At 56.5% G+C, this 17,529-nt stretch carries 13 protein-coding genes; 8 read left to right on the top strand and 5 right to left on the bottom strand.

Going from position 1 to position 17,529, the window contains the following annotated elements:
* The first annotated feature begins 5 nt into the window (after nt 1-5).
* Nucleotides 6-1,481 (top strand): efflux transporter outer membrane subunit, encoded by a 1,476-nt coding sequence (locus ACDI13_RS07795; protein WP_316989680.1) that lies wholly within the window; start codon nt 6-8, stop codon nt 1,479-1,481.
* Between the two features lie 291 nt (nt 1,482-1,772).
* Here the strand turns inward: ACDI13_RS07795 and ACDI13_RS07790 are convergent, their stop codons facing one another.
* Genes ACDI13_RS07790 through ACDI13_RS07780 form a run of 3 tightly spaced genes read right to left on the bottom strand, consistent with a single transcriptional unit; the run spans nt 1,773 to nt 4,355 of the window.
* Nucleotides 1,773-2,498, bottom strand: a complete 726-nt coding sequence (locus tag ACDI13_RS07790) for a spermidine synthase (RefSeq protein WP_316989681.1) — start codon at nt 2,496-2,498, stop codon at nt 1,773-1,775.
* The gene (locus ACDI13_RS07785; protein ID WP_316989682.1) at nt 2,495-3,496 is read right to left on the bottom strand and encodes a Nudix family hydrolase; all 1,002 of its coding nucleotides are present in this window, start codon (nt 3,494-3,496) and stop codon (nt 2,495-2,497) included. Before ACDI13_RS07785 ends, ACDI13_RS07790 begins: the two co-directional genes overlap by 4 nt.
* A complete protein-coding gene (locus ACDI13_RS07780) occupies nt 3,489-4,355 on the bottom strand; it encodes an ATP-binding protein (RefSeq protein WP_316989683.1) in 867 nt (288 codons plus the stop codon). Before ACDI13_RS07780 ends, ACDI13_RS07785 begins: the two co-directional genes overlap by 8 nt.
* Before the next feature lie 173 nt (nt 4,356-4,528).
* On the opposite strand from ACDI13_RS07780, the gene ispB reads away from it, so the two are divergent.
* From ispB to ACDI13_RS07765, 3 genes are all read left to right on the top strand, one after another.
* Nucleotides 4,529-5,494, top strand: a complete 966-nt coding sequence (ispB, locus tag ACDI13_RS07775; RefSeq protein ID WP_316989684.1) for an octaprenyl diphosphate synthase — start codon at nt 4,529-4,531, stop codon at nt 5,492-5,494.
* Nucleotides 5,495-5,747: 253 nt separating this feature from the next.
* Nucleotides 5,748-6,977 (top strand): sodium/glutamate symporter, encoded by a 1,230-nt coding sequence (gene gltS, locus ACDI13_RS07770; RefSeq protein ID WP_316989685.1) that lies wholly within the window; start codon nt 5,748-5,750, stop codon nt 6,975-6,977.
* A 150-nt stretch (nt 6,978-7,127) separates the two neighbouring features.
* Nucleotides 7,128-7,931 carry an SUMF1/EgtB/PvdO family nonheme iron enzyme gene (locus tag ACDI13_RS07765; RefSeq protein ID WP_316989686.1) on the top strand — a complete coding sequence of 268 codons (804 nt, stop codon included), beginning with the start codon at nt 7,128-7,130 and terminating at the stop codon, nt 7,929-7,931.
* An 8-nt stretch (nt 7,932-7,939) separates the two neighbouring features.
* Here the strand turns inward: ACDI13_RS07765 and ACDI13_RS07760 are convergent, their stop codons facing one another.
* A complete protein-coding gene (locus ACDI13_RS07760; RefSeq protein WP_316989687.1) occupies nt 7,940-8,638 on the bottom strand; it encodes a Crp/Fnr family transcriptional regulator in 699 nt (232 codons plus the stop codon).
* Nucleotides 8,631-10,172: a nitric oxide reductase transcriptional regulator NorR gene (gene norR / locus ACDI13_RS07755; protein WP_316989688.1), complete on the bottom strand. Its 1,542-nt coding sequence runs from the start codon at nt 10,170-10,172 to the stop codon at nt 8,631-8,633. Before norR ends, ACDI13_RS07760 begins: the two co-directional genes overlap by 8 nt.
* Before the next feature lie 306 nt (nt 10,173-10,478).
* Between norR and ACDI13_RS07750 the strand changes: the two genes are divergently transcribed.
* The 4 genes from ACDI13_RS07750 (at nt 10,479) to ACDI13_RS07735 (ending at nt 17,529) form a co-directional block, all read left to right on the top strand.
* Nucleotides 10,479-12,758, top strand: coding sequence for a nitric-oxide reductase large subunit (locus ACDI13_RS07750; RefSeq protein WP_316989689.1), 2,280 nt, complete (start codon nt 10,479-10,481; stop codon nt 12,756-12,758).
* A 279-nt stretch (nt 12,759-13,037) separates the two neighbouring features.
* Complete coding sequence (locus ACDI13_RS07745; RefSeq protein ID WP_316989690.1) at nt 13,038-13,877, top strand: p-hydroxycinnamoyl CoA hydratase/lyase; 840 nt, start codon at nt 13,038-13,040, stop codon at nt 13,875-13,877.
* 89 nt (nt 13,878-13,966) lie between these two features.
* A complete protein-coding gene (locus tag ACDI13_RS07740; RefSeq protein WP_316989691.1) occupies nt 13,967-16,090 on the top strand; it encodes an acetate--CoA ligase family protein in 2,124 nt (707 codons plus the stop codon).
* A gap of 68 nt (nt 16,091-16,158) precedes the next feature.
* Nucleotides 16,159-17,529, top strand: a complete 1,371-nt coding sequence (locus ACDI13_RS07735) for an MFS transporter (RefSeq protein ID WP_316989692.1) — start codon at nt 16,159-16,161, stop codon at nt 17,527-17,529.

Genomic DNA, 17,529 nt, shown 5'->3' with positions numbered 1-17,529 from the left:
CTGATATGCCTACTTCTAACGCCATGATTTTCCCGCGCTTCGCACTGGCCGGGATGGTGCTGCTCCTGTCCGCATGTGCTGTTGGCCCTGATTATCAGCGGCCCGAAGCGCCGGTGGGGGAGCACTTCCGGGAAGAGGTGCGTTCCACGGCCTGGAAACAGGCCGAACCGGCTGATTTGAAGGATCGCGGCCCTTGGTGGGAAAGCTTCAATGATGGCGTGCTCAATACCTTGATGCAAAGCCTGAACGAACAGAATTTCACTTTGCAGCAAGCACAGGCACGCGTCCGGCAGGCGCAAGCTACCTTGTCCAACACGCGCTCGACTCAGTTTCCGCAAGTGGGCAGCTCGGCCAGTACGACGCGGCGGGGCAGTGGGTCGGGTGATACCAGCCAAAGCAGCAGTGCTTACGATGCCAGCATTACGGTAAATTGGGAAGTGGACTTATGGGGGCGAATTCGCCGTCAGGTAGAAGCGGGTGATGCGGGTCTGCAAGCCAGTGCTGCCGATATGGCCGCCACGCGCTTGAGCCTGCAATCTCAATTGGCCCAAACCTATTTGCAGTACCGCAGTGTGGAATCCAGCGAGCGCGTGCTGGATGAAACCGTGGCCGCGTACGAGCGGTCCTTGCAAATCAATCAGAATCGCCTGGATGCAGGTTTTTCGGCCCCGGGAGACGTAGCGGCGGCCTTAAGCCAGCTTGAAAACGCACGTACTCAGCGTCTGGCCTTGAATCGTGAAAAGGCCACCTACCAGCATGCCATGGCGGTGTTGGTGGGCCGTGCGCCGTCCCAGTTCGAGGTGGTGCCGCATGCGCCTTGGCCTGTCGCCCCGGATATTCCGGTGGGCCTGCCATCCAGCTTGCTGGAGCGTCGCCCTGATGTGGCTCGCGCTGAACGCCGTATGGCGCAGGCCAACGCCCAGATCGGTGTAGCCAAAGCCGCGTGGTTTCCCAGCTTGAACCTGAAAGCCAGTGGTGGGTTCAGCAGCAGTGATTTAAGTGAATGGCTGACGGCACCCGCGCGTGTTTGGTCCCTGGGGCCTGCCTTCGCCCTGACCTTGCTGGATTTTGGAGCGCGCCGTGCACAAGTTGAACAGGCCGAGGCCAGCTATGACGAACAATTGGCGGCTTACCGCCAGACTGTTCTGGATGCGTTGAAAGAAGTGGAAGATGCCTTGTCTGAACGCAATGGTCTGGAGCTGGAGCAAGCCAGTCAGGCGCGTTCTCTGGCGGCGGCACGTGAGTCCCTGCGGCTGACGCGTAACCAGTTTGATGCCGGTCTGGTGGATTTCCTGAGTCTGGCGCAAACCCAGGCCACGGCCCTGTCGGCCGAGCGGCAGGCTTTGGATTTGGAGTCTCAACGCTTGCGGGCGGCGGTCAAGCTGATGGTGGCTTTAGGAGGCGGCTGGGATGTGGCGACCGGCCTGAATCCCGAAGAGACTAAAGCGCTAGAAGCTGATCCATCCGCTAAAGCAGAATAGGTTCGGCCTGACCTACACTAACCTGACCTGACCTGACCTGACCTGACCTGACCTGACCTGAATTGATCTGATCTGATTTAAGTTTGGTTTGGCGTTGGCTAGGCTCCTTGGCGCTTGGTTTGGTAGTTTCACCATGCTCTCCGGCCTGGGGCTGGACCGGAGCAGCCACGTCCGGTTTGCCCCGTATGGACCAAGCAAAGATTGGACTACCTCCCAAGATTGGGGCTGCAGTTTGCTTGCTTGTAGTTCAACAGCGGCTCATTCATTGCTTGATATTGCGCGGAAACCGCCTCAGTCCTGGTCCATCCAGGCATACAGCCCGTCAACCCATTCCTTGCCGTCGCCCAAGCCCAAGAGGGCGTGGATCTCTTCAGCACGCTGGTACAAATCATCAAAATCAATTTGTGGTGGGTCCATAAAAGCCAGGGCAACCAGATTCCCGTCATGGGTTTCGGGTAGCCAGACCACGGCAGGAAAGCTCTCTTGCAGCGCATGTAGATTACGCGCATGTACCAGCTCCGAGCCCAGTAAATTCACCGTCAATAGTCCTTGCGGCCCCAGAGCTTTGCGACAGGCTTGGTAAAAGGTTTCGCTTTCCAGTGCCGGGTGCTCGGCTTGGTCGGAATACACATCGATTTGCAGCACATCCAGCTCGCCATATACCGCGTCCAGATAGTCCAGTGCGTCTACCGTGTGTACATTCAGTCGTTCGTCGTCGGGTGGCAGATTAAAGAGCAGGCGGCTGGCTTGCACCACTTCCGGGTTGATTTCCACTGCGTCAATACGCGTTTTGGGGAAGTGCTGGTAGCAAAACCGTGTCAGGCTGCCTGCGCCTAGACCAAGCTGAGCAATACGGCGTGGACTGGTCTGGAATAAAGTCCAGATCATCATTTGACGGATGTAATGCAGCTCCAGTTGATCGGGAGCCTCCAGGCGCATGGCGCCCTGCACCCAGGCCGAGCCCAGGTGCAGGTAGCGTACGCCTTCGTGTTCCGAAATAGAGACCTGCGGCATCATGCCGGGGCCTTGTCCAGCATGTGGCGTATACCGGCAATGCCATGTGCACCGTGATTGCGGGCTTCCGCCAGGGTGTTGGCCGATTGTCCGCCGATTGCAAATACAGGCAGGCCTGCTTGTTCGGCCAGGCTGGCAAAACGAGTCCAGCCCATGCCGGGATCGCCGGGATGAGAGGTGGTTTCCAGAACATGGCCCAGAACCAGAAAGTCTGCCTGAATTTTGCGGGCTATTTCAATATCACTTTCATTGTGCGTGGACATGCCGATCAGGCCCTTGCTGATTGCGGGAAATGTTGCCAGGGTGTCGTGGCATTTCGCAGACAGGGCTTGGGCGTCGCTGGCGCGTAAGTGCACGCCATCGGCGTGGTCCCACCAGCTTTCGGGGTGCAGGCTGTTGACCAGGCAGCGCGCTTGGTAACGTTGGCACAGGTTCACAACCTGCAGGAATGCTTGGTGCAAATGAAACTCGGCATCGGGTCGGGCAGCCCAGGCGGGTTCACGAAACTGGACCAGGGCCGGGCCTTGTTGCAGGGCTTGTTCCAGTTGTTCCAGATAGGCGGGTAAGCGTGCTGGCTCGTCGATATTGCTAATCAGGTAGCGTTCGGGCAGTTGCAGCCATTTCAGTGGCGGTTCGGTAGCCGGCAGTACAGGGCCGACTTCCAAAGGACCTTTAGGGTTGACCCAGGCAAGCTCCTGGCCTTCCAGGCACTGAGGGGTGCCTTTCCATTCCCGCACCAGGCAAAAAGAGAGTTTGACGAAGTTCTTGGGGTATTCGTGTGTGTAGGTGACCCAGGGGTGCGCGTAGGTCGTTTCAATGCCGAGCTCTTCACGAAGTTCCCGTACCAACGCCTGTATGACGCTCTCGCCGGCTTCAATCTTGCCACCTGGCAGTTCCCACCAGCCTGGCCAGGGTTTATCGGCTGGGCGTTTTCCCAGTAGCACTTGGCCGTGTTGGTTCAGTAAAACGCCAACGGCCACTTCCAACGTGGGTTTAGACATGTCTAGCGGTCCAGTCTCTAGCAAATTGACGTGCTACCCGGCCAGAGCGCGAGCCACGCTCCAGAGCCCATTGCAGGGCTTCCATACGTGAGCGTTCAATGTGTTCTGCAGGGCAACCCAATGCGCCCAGCCAGTAATACACAATGTCCAGGTAGTCGTCTTGTTTAAAGGGATAAAACGACAACCATAGTCCAAAGCGTTCGGACAGGGATACCTTTTCTTCAACGGCCTCACCGGGGTGGATCTCTCCGTCCGCAGACGTGGAGGTACTCAGGTTCTCTTTCATGTACTCGGGCATCAGGTGACGTCGGTTGGACGTAGCGTAGATCAGTACATTGTCGCCAGGGGAGGCCAGTGAGCCGTCCAGCACGGATTTGAGCGCCTTGTAACCGGCTTCGCCTTCTTCAAAGGATAGGTCGTCGCTGAAGATGATGAAGTGCTCGGGGCGGGTGCTGATCAGGTCAATGATGTAACCCAGATCGCCCAGATCGGATTTGTCTACTTCAATCAGGCGCAGGCCCTGGTCGGCAAATTTGGCCAGCATGGCTTTGACCAGCGAGCTTTTGCCGGTACCGCGAGCACCGGTCATCAAGACGTTATTGGCCGGTTTGCCTGCCAGGAAATGGCGGGTGTTGCGCTCAATAATATTTTTTTGGCGCTCGATGTGGTGCAGGTCGTCGGTGTGGATAGTGGCTACGTGCTGGACACCTTCCAACCAGCCACGCGTACCATTGGTGCGCCAGCGAAAAGCCACGCAATCCCAGTTGATGGGGGGCGGAGCAGGGGGGAGCCAGGCTTCCAGTTGAGCGAGAACCCGCTCGGCCCGGCTGATCAGGGTACTCAGGTCTTGCGAGCTCAAGACGGTCTCCGTTTCAGGTCGAAACGCTTATTATCGCTAATTTGGCACCTTTTTCTGTGATCACTGTTGTGCTTGATGCGTAACAATGGGCCTAAAGCGATTCAAAATCGTATAATCACAAAGTTATGGTTGGCCGCTATCGGTCCCCTCCCTCACTCGTCCGGAATTCTGTTTTGAACCTGTCCACCCTGATTGAACCTATTGCCGACGACATGAAGGCTCTTGATGTCGTCATTCGTGAACGCTTGAATTCGGATGTGGTGCTGATACGCACAATTGGCGAATACATCGTCAGTGCGGGTGGCAAGCGTATGCGTCCCGCGCTCTTGTTGCTGGTAGCCCGCGCGCTGGCCTATCAGGGGAGCACACATCATTTGCTGGCGGGCGTCGTGGAATTCATCCACACGGCTACCTTGTTACACGACGATGTGGTTGACGAATCCGATATGCGTCGGGGTCGCCACACGGCCAATGCCGTCTATGGCAATGCAGCCAGTGTGTTGGTGGGCGACTACCTGTACTCGCGCTCCTTTGAGATGATGGTGCAGTCAAACTCCATGCCGGCCATGGCTGTGTTGTCGGCAGCCACCACGGTGATCGCCGAAGGCGAGGTCTTGCAACTGCTGAACGTACACGACCCGGATGTTTCCCTGGAGCGTTACTTGCAAGTCGTACGCTACAAGACAGCCAAACTGTTTGAGGCGGCCGCGCAAGTTGGTGCGATTGTGGCCGGCGCGTCGCCCCAGATGGAAGAGGCCATGGCGGCTTATGGCCGTCATCTGGGCACGGCTTTCCAGTTGGTTGATGATGTGCTCGATTACTCCGGCGATGCCCAGGCATTGGGCAAGAACGTGGGGGACGATCTGCGTGAAGGTAAACCCACCATGCCACTGATCCGTGTCATGGAAGTGGGTACAGCCGAACAAGTCCAGTTGATCAAGTCCGCCATTGAAACGGGTGATGCGGATTTTGCGGCAGTGGCCCAGGCCATTGAGCAAACTGACGCGCTGGCTTACACCCGCGCAGCGGCCGAGGCAGAGGCTCAACTGGCTGTGCAGGCTCTGGCGGATGTGCCCGAGAGCGAATTCAAGCAGGTCTTGCTGGGCTTGTGTGCGTTTTCCATCGAACGCGATCGCTAAACATCCCCCTTTCTCCAACCCGCCAACCGGCGGGTTTTTTTGTAATAAGGCGGGCCGATTAACGGAAATAGGCGTCATTAGGCGCCTGTTCATGTTATTTTTCTCGGTTTTGCTACGCTGTTGATGGTTATGTCTTTGCCCCACAAGGGCGAAGTCGCAACGATAGGTATGCCTATTTGAACAAACTGGTTTGAAGCCTTTGTCAAACACAGAGGTGCAGGCCCCTTATTCCAAAGATGTAAGGAACGGATAGATGAATATTCAGCTCGATATAGCGCAAACAGTAGGTTTGGCGGCTGTTTTTCTCGTGCTGGGAGAATATATAAAGAATCGCGTTGCTGTGTTGGCCCGCTATTTCATTCCCAGCCCCATTATTGGCGGTTTGATTTTTGCCTTGATTGCACTGGTGGGTCACGAGACGGGCTCGTTTAACTTCTCTTTCAATAACGATATACGCAACTTCTTGTTGATGGCCTTTTTTACCACTATTGGCTTTTCGGCAAGTTTCGAGCTGTTGAAAAAGGGGGGGCTGGCTGTGGCCCTGTTTTTGGGCTGTGCGGTTGTCCTGATTATTCTGCAAAACGTGATGGGTGTTACCCTGGCAACCTTGATGGATGCCAACCCCTTGTTGGGCCTGGCTGCCGGTTCGGTCGCCATGACAGGAGGTCATGGTACCTCTGCCGCTTTTGGCCCCTTGCTGGAGAACGCGGGTGCTGTGGGCGCTTTGCCCGCTGCCATCGCCGCTTCGACCTGGGGGCTGGTGATGGGTTGCGTCATCGGCGGTCCTTTGGGCCGACGCCTGATGAAAAAACACAAGATTGACGGCCCCGTACCACACCGTCGTCACCGTCGCCAGCATGAAGGTGCAGACGCGCCTCATGCCATGCAAACCTCGGTTAAAGACACTGTTCAGCTTGACGATGGTGGTTTTGAAATGCCGGTATACGCGGTCGTCCTGCTGTCCATTGCGATTGGTGTGGGCAGTGTCATCATCGAATGGCTGGGTGAGCGAGGCATCGTGCTGCCTGCCTACCTGGGGTCCATGCTGGTGGCAGCCGTTATCCGTAATGTGATCGATTGGCGTCGTTACCGCTTGCCGGAAAAAGAGTTTGAAATTATCGGCAACGTCTCGCTGGCGTTCTTCCTGGTCATGGCTCTGATGGTGATGAAGTTGTGGGAACTGGCCCAAGTGGCCGGCCCCTTGCTGGTGATCCTGATTGCCCAGACTGTCATGATGTATTTCTTTGCCCGATATGTGACCTTCAATGTCATGGGCAAGGACTACGACGCGGTTGTGATGTCGGCCGGGCATTGTGGTTTCGGTATGGGCGCAACGCCGAACGCCATGGCCAATATGCAGGCCTTCACGGAAGATAATGGCCCTTCGCGCAAAGCTTTCTTTGTCATTCCCTTGGTGGGCTCCTTGTTTATCGATTTTTTCAACGCCGTGATTATCACTGGCTTTGTGAATTTTCTGACGTAAGTCGACGGAGACGGACGCATTACCTTGCCTTGCTGTTCGATCCTAAAGCCCCTTGAGTCGATATGTGACCAAGGGGCTTTTGTTTGCCTTGGAGCAAGGACGCGATGTTCTCGCTACGTTTCAATGATGATTGTCTCTAGGGGGTACATAATGCGAAGCCATGTAGTGGGATCCGTGCTGTTAGTGGCCATACTGGCCGGATGTTCGGCTGGCGAGTCCAGCAATCCGTCCGCTTTGCCCGAGCTGGTGGAAGTGGCTGGTCCGGCACGTGAGGTCATGCAGGCTGGTGAGTACTTGCTCGATGGCCGCCTGATCGCGTCCGATACGGTGATGTATGCCCCGGCCCCGACTCTGAAAGCGATGAAGTATCAAGTCAGTCAGTACGAGTACGATCAATGTGTCCGTGCCGAACGTTGCAAGGCCGCAGACGCGGTGGGCCGAGGGCAGGCCAAGAACATGCCGGTTGTCGGGGTGAGCTGGCAGGACGGGCAGGATTACGCTGCCTGGTTAAGCGAGCGGACAGGCAAGACATTCCGGTTGCCGGAGTATCTGGAGTGGAGTTACTTCGCGGACCAGACAGTCCCTGAATCGGCTCAGGGTGGCCTGGATGAGAACGAGCAGGCGGCCTTGTGGTTGCAGGAGTATCAGGAAAGCTACAAGCGCAAACAAGAACAAGAGGTGCCCTTAGCGCCCTTGGGGCAGGGTGTGGCCAATGCGTACGGAGTATTTGATGCCGGCGGGCAGGTGGCAGAATGGACCAATACCTGCCACGTACGGGTACACCGCATCAGCATGCCCCGCGCAGAATCGCGCCTGGAAAACTGTGGTGTCCGTACCTTGGGGGGCGAACACATTGCGGTGATGCCCGACTTTATCCGCGACCCAAAAACCGGGGCGTGTTCGGTTGGTGTGCCACCGCGTTACTTGGGTCTGCGTCTGGTCACTGAAGACTAGGCTCGCGCTTAGCCGCGTTCCAGAACGGCCTGTGCAAACTTGTCCAGGTCCGCAATCGTAATTTGCTTGCGGCCTGCCAGGATCAAGCCCTGATGATCCCAGCTACTGACGACACGGCTGGCCGTGTACAAGGTAGTGCCGGCCAGATCCGCCAGATCTTGTCGGGTTACCGGAATGCTTAAGGACGTCCCTTGTGCACCGCTTTGTCCTACTTGGCGAATCAAACGCAGCAGGCTGTGAGCCAGCCGCTGCTCCACCTCCAGACTGTGAATTTCCAGCAGGCGATCATCCGCATCGCTCAGTCGTTGTGCAACGGTGTCTTGTGCGGAACTGAGCAGGCAAGGAAAGCGTTGTGTCAGGCTGTCCCAGGATTTTTCAGGCCAGGCCAGTGCCGCACTGGTGGTTACGCTGATTGCGGTAGCCGGATAGTTGCGGCGGCGCAGGGCAGGGGCAATGCCAATGACATCGCCGGGCAAGGCAAAACGTACCAAGAGTTGCGAGCCATTGGGCATGGTGCGCACGACTTTGATCAGGCCTTGCAGCAGGACGAAAAAATGGTCGCTGCTTTGTTCCTGGCGAAAGACCTGGCTGTCCTTGTCGTAGTGGATCAGGCGTCCTTCTTGCCACAGCTCGTCAATGCTGCTGGCGTCCAGCTTGGAGAAAACGGGTAGGCTGGCTAACAAGGAGGGGTAGGATATGTCAGTCATCACTTAAGCTTTCTGAGCGGGTTTTAAGCCCTAGTTTGCTGGCCAGCTTGTGTAGATTGCTGGGGTCTATGCCTAGCTGCCGTGCAGCCTGGCTCCAGTTACCGGCGGTGTCCTCCAAAGCCTGTCGGATCAGTTGGCTTTGTAGTTGCTCCACGGACTGACGCAAGGATTGGCGGGGAGTATCAACCGCCATACTGACCGTTGCGACAGGCTGGTGGGTAGAAGGTAACAAATTGAGATTATCCGCGCTAAGCGTAAATATTTGGTTACGTTCCGGTGAGTCGACCAACAGGCGGATAGTTGCCCGGCTGATCAAATGTTCCAATTCTCGAACATTACCCGGCCAATGATAAGCCAGTAAAGCGGCTTCTGCGTCGGGAGACAAGCGGATTCCGCGTAATCCCAAACGGGATCGGTTGATTTCCAGAAAGTGGCCCGCCAGCAGCAAAATGTCCTGATGGCGCTCGCGCAGTGCCGGAATAGTCAGTGGAAAAACCGAGAGGCGGTGAAACAGGTCCGCCCGGAAACCGCCGTGGGCGATCTGCTGACTCAGGTCACGGTTGGTGGCGGCAACCAGACGCACATTCAGCTTGATGGGGTGGTCCGCCCCCAAGCGTTGAATCTCGCCATTCTGCAAGGTACGCAGCAGCTTGGCCTGAATCGTCAAAGACAACTCACCGATTTCATCCAGAAACAGGGTGCCGCCCTGGGCTGCCTCAAAGCGCCCGGCGCGGTTCTCATGCGCCCCGGAAAACGCCCCCTTTACATGCCCGAATAACTCGCTTTCCGCCAAAGACTCGGGCAGGGCGGCGCAGTTCACGTAGATCAAGGGACTGTTGTGACGTGGTGAGCGTTGGTGCAGGCGTTGTGCAAACAGTTCCTTACCCACGCCGGTTTCACCCAGCAAGAGCACAGGCAACTCAGAGGTGGCCACTGTGTCCAGCAACTGAACCACTTCCAACAGCGGTTTGCTATTGCCAATGATAGCGGCCGAGTTATGGCGCGATAAATAATCGGGTGGCAAGGTGGAGAGCAGTCGCAGGCTGCGGTTCTCTTCTTCCAGTTCGCTGATGCGAATGGCGCTCTCCAGCACCAGACACCAGTGCTTCAGCTCCACCAGCATGGAGGCCGAAAACGTCCCTGGCCGCAAGGCATCCAGCGTCAGGATACCCCAAGGCGTGCCTTGGACTTGCAAGGTAATACCGACGCAATCGTGCACGGGCAAGGGTTGCCCCAGCTTGTCATCAAGTAGGCCATCGTAAGGGTCGGGCAGGCCACAGTTGGGTTCAAAACGAGTCAGGCTGGCTGAACTCAGAATTCGTGTCAGACGAGGGTGGTCGGCGATCACGAAGTGCCGCCCCAAGGTGTCATGCCCCAGGCCGCTGGCCGCCACAATACGCAGCACCGTGTCGTCCAGCTTCAGCAAACCGGCCGCATCACAGCCAAAGTGCCGCGCCAGCAGATGCACCATGCGCTGCAGGCGTAGTGGCTCCGGAATCTCGGTAGCAAGGTCCGCAATCAAGAGATCTAGCATGGGTGAAAACTACCCTTATGGTGAAAAATACCCAGTTTTGTTGGGGTAGTTTATACCTAGGATGGTGACAAACCATTGATCTATATCGTCTTGGACTTGGCACGGTCTTTGCTTTAGAGGTTTTGTCATACATTTTTAAGGACTATGACATGACCCCCGACTTAGCAGAACATCGCTACAAGGCGTGTACTTCGGTCCGTCCCCCGTTCCGGGGCCGTACCCAAACAGGTTTTGACCAGGTAACTGGTTCCTGCCAGGGCCTGTTTGGATTGGGTCGTTTGATTCATCAGCGAGACGGAGAAGAAAATGCGTAGCTATAAAAAACTATGGTGGTCCCTGGTGGCAGTCACCATGGTCACCTTTGCCATCCTGGGATGGACTGGCGTGGAGGTGTATCGTCAGGCACCCCCCATGCCCGTCAAGGTAGTCACACCGGATGGCCGTGAATTTACCTCACAGGAACAGATACATCGTGGCCAGTCCGCCTGGCAAAGTACCGGCGGCATGCAGTTGGGCTCGATCTGGGGCCACGGGGCTTATCAGGCGCCGGACTGGAGTGCAGACTGGTTGCATCGCGAGGCTCTGGCCTGGCTGGATCTGGCTGCCCAGCAAACCTACTCGTTGAACTATGATCAGTTGACATCTAGTCAGCAGGCCACCTTGCGGCAGGAGCTGCAAGACGAGTACCGTCCTAACCGTATTGATGAGGCAACGGGTGTACTGCAGATCAGCGAACGCCGCGCCAAGGCCATCGATACCACGGCCCAGTACTACATTGACCTGTTTGGTGACGCGCCCGAGCTGAAATCCAGCCGCGAGAGCTTCGCCATGAAGGACAACACCTTGCCAGAGTTGCAGCGTCGTCAGGACATGACCCGCTTTTTCTTCTGGTTGTCCTGGGCGACGGTAACCGAGCGTCCCGGCACCACTGTCAGCTATACCAACAACTGGCCACACGAGCCCTTGGTGGACAACCATCCTTCCACAGCCAATATCGTCTGGTCCATCGTCAGTATCGTGCTGCTGTTGGCCGGTATTGGCTTGCTGGTCTGGATTTGGGCCTTTACGCACAAAGAAGAGCAAGCGCCTGTTGCACCAGCTACCGATCCGGTGCTGGCTTTTCGCCTGACCCCTTCACAGCGTGCCTTGAAGAAATACGCTTTCCTGACAGTTGCTCTGTTTGTCATCCAGGTTTTCCTGGGTGGCTTTACCGCGCACTACACGGTTGAAGGCCAGATGTTCTATGGCATAGACGTGTCGCAGTGGTTCCCTTATTCCCTGACCCGTACCTGGCATATTCAGGCAGCTCTCTTGTGGATTGCCAGTGGTTTCCTGACCGCCGGCTTGTTCCTGGTGCCATTGATTAACGGGGGCGAGGATCCCAAGTTCCAGCGCCTGGGGGTGGATATCCTGTTCGGCGCCCTGATAGTGCTCTTTATTGGTTCTTTTGCTGGTAATTTCCTGGCCATCAAGAACATCCTGCCCCCCGAGCTGAACTTCTGGTTTGGTCATCAAGGCTATGAGTACCTGGATCTGGGGCGTTTCTGGCAGATCATCAAGTTCATCGGTTTGGCTTTCTGGCTGTTGCTGATGCTGCGTGGCATGTGGCCTGCTCTGCGTCGGGACAAGGGCGACAACCACCTGCTGGTTCTGCTGACTATCTCCACTGTGGCGATTGGCCTGTTCTACGGTACCGGCTTGTTCTATGGCGAACACACCAATATCACCATCATGGAATACTGGCGCTGGTGGGTGGTTCACCTGTGGGTTGAAGGTTTCTTTGAGGTCTTTGCCACGGTTGCCATGGGCTTTATCTTCCTGACCTTGGGGCTGGTTTCCAAGCGTAGTGCCACCATTGCCGGTCTGGCTGCTGCCTCGCTGTTTCTGGTGGGCGGTGTGCCGGGTACCTTGCACCACCTGTACTTCTCGGGTACGACCACACCGATCATGGCCATTGGTGCTTCCTTCAGTGCTTTGGAAGTGGTGCCCTTGATCATGCTGGGTTACGAAGCCTTCCATAACTGGAAAATGCAGAAGCAAGCTAGCTGGATGAGTGATTTGCGTTGGCCTGTCATGTTCTTTGTAGCCGTGGCCTTCTGGAACATGCTCGGTGCCGGTGTGTTTGGTTTCCTGATCAACCCACCTATCTCGCTGTACTACATTCAGGGTTTGAATACCACGCCACTGCATGCACACGCCGCCTTGTTTGGTGTGTATGGTTTCCTGTCTCTGGGCTTTGTCTTGCTGGTGGTGCGTTATATCGCGCCCGAGGTTCGCTATAACGACCGTTTGATGAGCTGGGGCTTCTGGACGCTGAACGGTGGCTTGGTTCTGATGATGTTCGTCAGCTTGCTGCCTGCCGGGATTATCCAGGCCTGGGCCAGTATTTCGGAGGGCATGTGGTACGCCCGCAGCGAAGAGTTCATGCAGCAGCCCATCTTGCAATCTCTGCGTTGGTGGCGCACCTTGGGTGACGTCGTCTTTATTGTCGGTGCCTTGATTGTGTTCCAGCAGGTCTGGGTACGTATCATGGCTGGCCGTCGCGGTGCCGCCGCCAATGCGCTAGGTGCAGTAAAAGCATCATGATCTTGTTTAGGGGCGGTCTCTTTTCTCTGTGAGATTCCGTCTATGAAAAAACCGCCTTCGGGCGGTTTTTTTTATGTTGGAGGCAAGTTTGTTTAGCAAGGGGGAGGGCTCCACTTGCTTTGGCCAGACTAGTGCCCTTTTGCAAGGCTGTGTGGCTGTTATTTCAGGTACCTAGGGTTAACGCTGTATTGTGATGAACAATAATAGTTATTTATCATAATAATTATTAAATCAAATTAATTGGATAAAGACCCAATTTCACAAGAGCAAGGAAGGCTGATGAATATTGAACGCACAGAAGAGCAAACCGTGTCGTGTACGGTAGAGCACCGTATCGCCTGGGTGAAATTCAATCGTCCCGAAAAACGCAATGCCATGAGTCCGCAACTGAATCGCCAGATGATGCGTGTGCTCGATGAGCTGGAGTTCCGTGAGGACGTGGGTGTGGTGGTGCTCAGTGGCGAGGGTTCCGCTTGGACTGCTGGCATGGACTTGAAAGAGTATTTCCGGGAGACCGAGGCCACAGGCCTGGAAGGGACGCGCAAGGCGCAACGTGAAAGTTACGGTTGGTGGCGCCGGTTGCGTTGGTTTCAGAAACCGACGATTGCGATGGTCAATGGCTGGTGCTTTGGTGGAGGCTACGGCCCCTTGTTCGCCTGCGACCTGGCGTTTGCCGCTGATGAGGCCACGTTTGGCCTATCAGAAATCAACTGGGGTATTTTGCCCGGTGGCGGGGCCTCAAAGGTTGCGGTCGAGCTCTTGTCGTTCCGTAATGCGATGTATCACGCCATGATGGGTGAGAACATTGACGGTCGGACGGCAGCTCAGTGGGGGCTGGTCAATGAGTCCTTGCCCTTGGAGAGCTTGCAAGAGCGCGTGACGCAGGTTGCCCAAACCTTGCTGCAAAAGAACCCGATTGCCTTGAAGGCCACTAAAGATGCCATTCGTCGTGTGCGGGAAATGACTTACGACAATGCTGAAGATTATCTGGTGCGGGTTCAGGAAGCAGCCAACAGTTTCGATAACGAAGGCCGCAAAGAAGGTATGCGTCAGTTCCTGGACGATAAAACATACAAGCCTGGCCTGGGAACCTACGACCTTTCCAAACAAAAAGCCTGATAACCGGCATAGCAGGGCAGACAGCCTCCTTGGACTGAAGGAGAGCTGACATCACCCAATGGGAGACAACAGTGATAAGGACACAGAGGGTGGCCGCTCAGCGGCCGGATATCGGACGGCTGTTAAAACCGGGTTCCATTGCTATTGTGGGCGCGTCCGCGACACCCGGCGCACTGGGCGCATCGGTACTGGGTAATCTGGAACGCAACGGTTTTGCCGGTGAGATTTACTTGATCAATCCCAAGCGTGCCCAGATAGCAGGCCGCCCTTGCCTGGCATCCGTTGAACAGCTTCCTGACGGCGTGGATGTGGCTGTCTTGGCGATTCCACAAACAGCCGTCCTGGATACCGTTCGTTCACTGGCCAAGCGGCGTGTTGGTGCGGCGATCATCTTTTCGGCAGGTTTTGCCGAGGCTGGTGAGCAGGGCCAGGCCGAACAAAGTGAGATTGCTCGAATCGCGGCTGAGGCTGGCATGGTGATCGAAGGGCCTAACTGTCTGGGGAGCATCAGTTATCAGCAAGGTGTGCCACTGACGTTTGTGCAAGTGGATATTCGGCATAAGACGCAGGAACAACAACCGTGCATCGGGGTGGTGTCGCAAAGCGGTGCCATGATGACGGTGTTGTGCACCACCTTGTCTAGCCGCAATTTGCCCTTGTCCTACGCCGTCTCGACGGGCAATGAGGCGGCCAGTGCTGCAGAAGACTATGTGGAGTTCTTGCTGGAGCAAAGCCATACCCGTGTTATTGCGATGATTGTCGAGCAGTTTCGTCATCCAGAGCGCATGCTGGCAGCGGTGACCCAGGCACGTCGTCAGGGCAAGACGCTGGTACTGCTTCATCCGGGCAAAAGTAGTGCGGCTCGCGCTTCTGCGGCCACACATACCGGGGTTTTGGCAGGCGACTATTCCTTGATGCGCACCAAGATGGAGCGTGCGGGTGCTGTTTTTGCAGAAACACTGGAAGAGTTGGGTGATATCGCCGAGATTGCCATTCGTTGTCCCGCCTTGCCGGCTGCGGGCGTAGCGGTTCTGGGGGAGTCGGGCGCTTTCAAGGCCCTGACCCTGGATTGGGCCGAGGCCTTGCACCTGGACCTGCCGGTGATCAGTGACCAGGACTCGCCGCAGCTCAGGGCGGTGTTGCCCGGTTTTGTGGGGGTGAGCAATCCCCTGGACCTGACGGCACAAGGTTTGGTCGATCCGGATCTTTATTACCGTACCTTGACGGCCTTGCTGGAGGACGAACGCTTCTCCACCCTTGTCATTGGTCTGATCCAGGGCGATGCGGTGACCTGCGGCATCAAAATGCCCCCGGTGCTGCGAGCCATACACGATTTGCGTCCCCGTAAAGCCGTGGTGCTTGCTGGATTGGATGAGGGGGCGGCTGTCCCGCCCGAGTTCATTGAGCAAATGCGCAGCCTGGGTGTTCCGTATTTCCCCAGTACCGAACGGGCCTTGCGCGCTGTGCAACGTTTGACAGCGTTTCAAGCACGCCGCTTTGATAGCAGCCACAGTGAACCTCAAGCCTTAGCGTTGCCGGCAGATCGCACCGTTGTGCCTGAATATCAGGCCAAGCAAATTCTGGCCCCAGCAGGCATACCATTTGCTCGTGGAGAATTGGCTACGTGCCTGGAGCAGGCGGTAGAGGCTGCCCAGGCGCTGGGTTGGCCTGTTGCGCTCAAGGCCCAGTCCGCGCAGTTAAGTCACAAGAGCGATGCAGGTGGCGTCATTCTTAACGTGGGTGACCGGTCGTCTTTAGAGCAAGCCTGGACGCGTCTGCATGCCAATGTGGCCAACTACGACGGCAATATTGTCCTGGATGGTGTGCTGGTCGAGGCCATGGGACGGCGTGGCCTGGAGATGATTGTGGGGGCGCGTCAGGACCCGCAATGGGGGCCGGTCATTCTGGTGGGCATGGGGGGCGTTACGGCGGAAATCATGCGTGATGTTCGTCTGCTGGATGCTGATCTGTCCGTAAGGCAGGTATTGCATGAGCTCGATCAGTTGCAGGCAGCGGCCTTGTTACATGGCTATCGAGGCTCCCCCCGGCTTGATCGTGAGGCATTGGCCGAGTTGATCGTCCGTCTTGGGCAGGTGTTGCGTGGCACGCCTGCTATTCGTGAAATAGACCTTAATCCGGTGATTGTGTTGCCCGACGGTCAGGGTGTGCTGGCATTAGATGCCCTGATGCTGCTTCAGGGGCAAAGCGGCTGAGGTCCGCCAGGGCTGGCTGTTCATGCCAGTCCATTAATTCCTTTCTCCATCCTTCACAGGAGCTTGCCTTGAGCCTGCCTTATTTGCCGGGCCGTGTACGCGTGTCCGCTTCCACTGAGCCTTCGACTTTGGGTTATGCGTATTACGTCACGATTGTCTTGTTGCTGGCCTACACGCTGTCCTTTGTGGATCGCCAGATCTTGGGCCTGTTGGTGCAGCCCATCAAAAAGGATCTGCATCTTTCAGATTGGATGTTCAGTATTGTTCACGGTTTTGCGTTTGCCATTTTCTATACGTTTGTTGGGATTTTTCTGGGCCGCTTGGCAGACCGTTGGAACCGCCGCAACCTGATTGTGATCGGAATGGTGGTGTGGGTGTTGGCCACGGCCGCAGGGGGCTATGTGACCGGTTTCGCATCGCTTTTTGTCGCCCGCATGTTCGTGGGCATTGGCGAGGCCGCCCTGTCTCCGGCCGCTTACTCCATGTTGGCCGATTACTTTGCGCCCGAGCGTCGGGCCCGCGCCATGAGTATCTATACCTCAGGGGTGTATATAGGATCGGCGACTGCCTTCATTGTGGGTGGGCTGGTCATTGAGGCGACCAGCCAGTCAGGGACGCTGGTGTTTCCGCTGCTGGGCAGCTTCAAACCCTGGCAGGCGGCCTTTATCTTGGTGGCCTTGCCGGGTATCCCCCTTATCCTGCTGATGCTGACCGTGCGGGAACCGGCCAGGCGGGGGATGAAAGGGGCCGACTCGACTTCGCGTGCCGGTTCGGCTCCTGCTCCTGATTGGCGCTATGTGCTGCGTCATAAACGGGCCTACTTTCCACTGCTGCTGGCTCCCGGACTGACCGCCATGATTACGTTTGGCGTCACGGCCTGGCTGCCCGCCACCTTTATCCGTCAGTGGGGCTGGACGCCCGGTGAAATTGGCCCAGCTTACGGGGTCATTATTCTGACCTTTGGCATTGGGGGCATGCTGCTCAGTGGCTTTGTGGCTGATCATCTGACCGCACGCGGCAAGCTGGTAGGCTCGATTCTTATTTCCTTGATCGCCACCAGCGTTCTGATCGTGACTGGCGTGGCGCTGGCCTTTGCCCCTTCTGCTGAGTTTGCGTTGGTAGCGGTGGCAGCAACGACCTTCTTTCTGGGGATGCCCGTTGCCTTGGCTCCTCCTATCTTACAGGCGATTACCCCCAATCAATTGCGGGGACAGGTCACATCGATTTACCTGCTTCTGATTAATTTGATTGGCTTGGGCATGGGCCCGTTTCTGGTCGCGTTTTTCACGGACTTTATTTTCTATGACGAGCAGAAAGTAGGGTTGTCATTGGGTTTGGTTTCAGCCTTGGCGGCCTTGTTGTCAGCCGTGTGTCTCGCTCGGGCGATTGGCCCGTATCGTCAACTGGTCGCCGGTTTGGCGCAGCAAGAGAGGACTTAA

The sequence above is a fragment of the Alcaligenes faecalis genome (genome assembly GCF_041521385.1).
Classification (GTDB): domain Bacteria; phylum Pseudomonadota; class Gammaproteobacteria; order Burkholderiales; family Burkholderiaceae_B; genus Alcaligenes; species Alcaligenes faecalis_E.
Note: the sequence above shows the minus strand (reverse complement) of the source record. Positions and strands in the feature narration are given on the sequence as shown.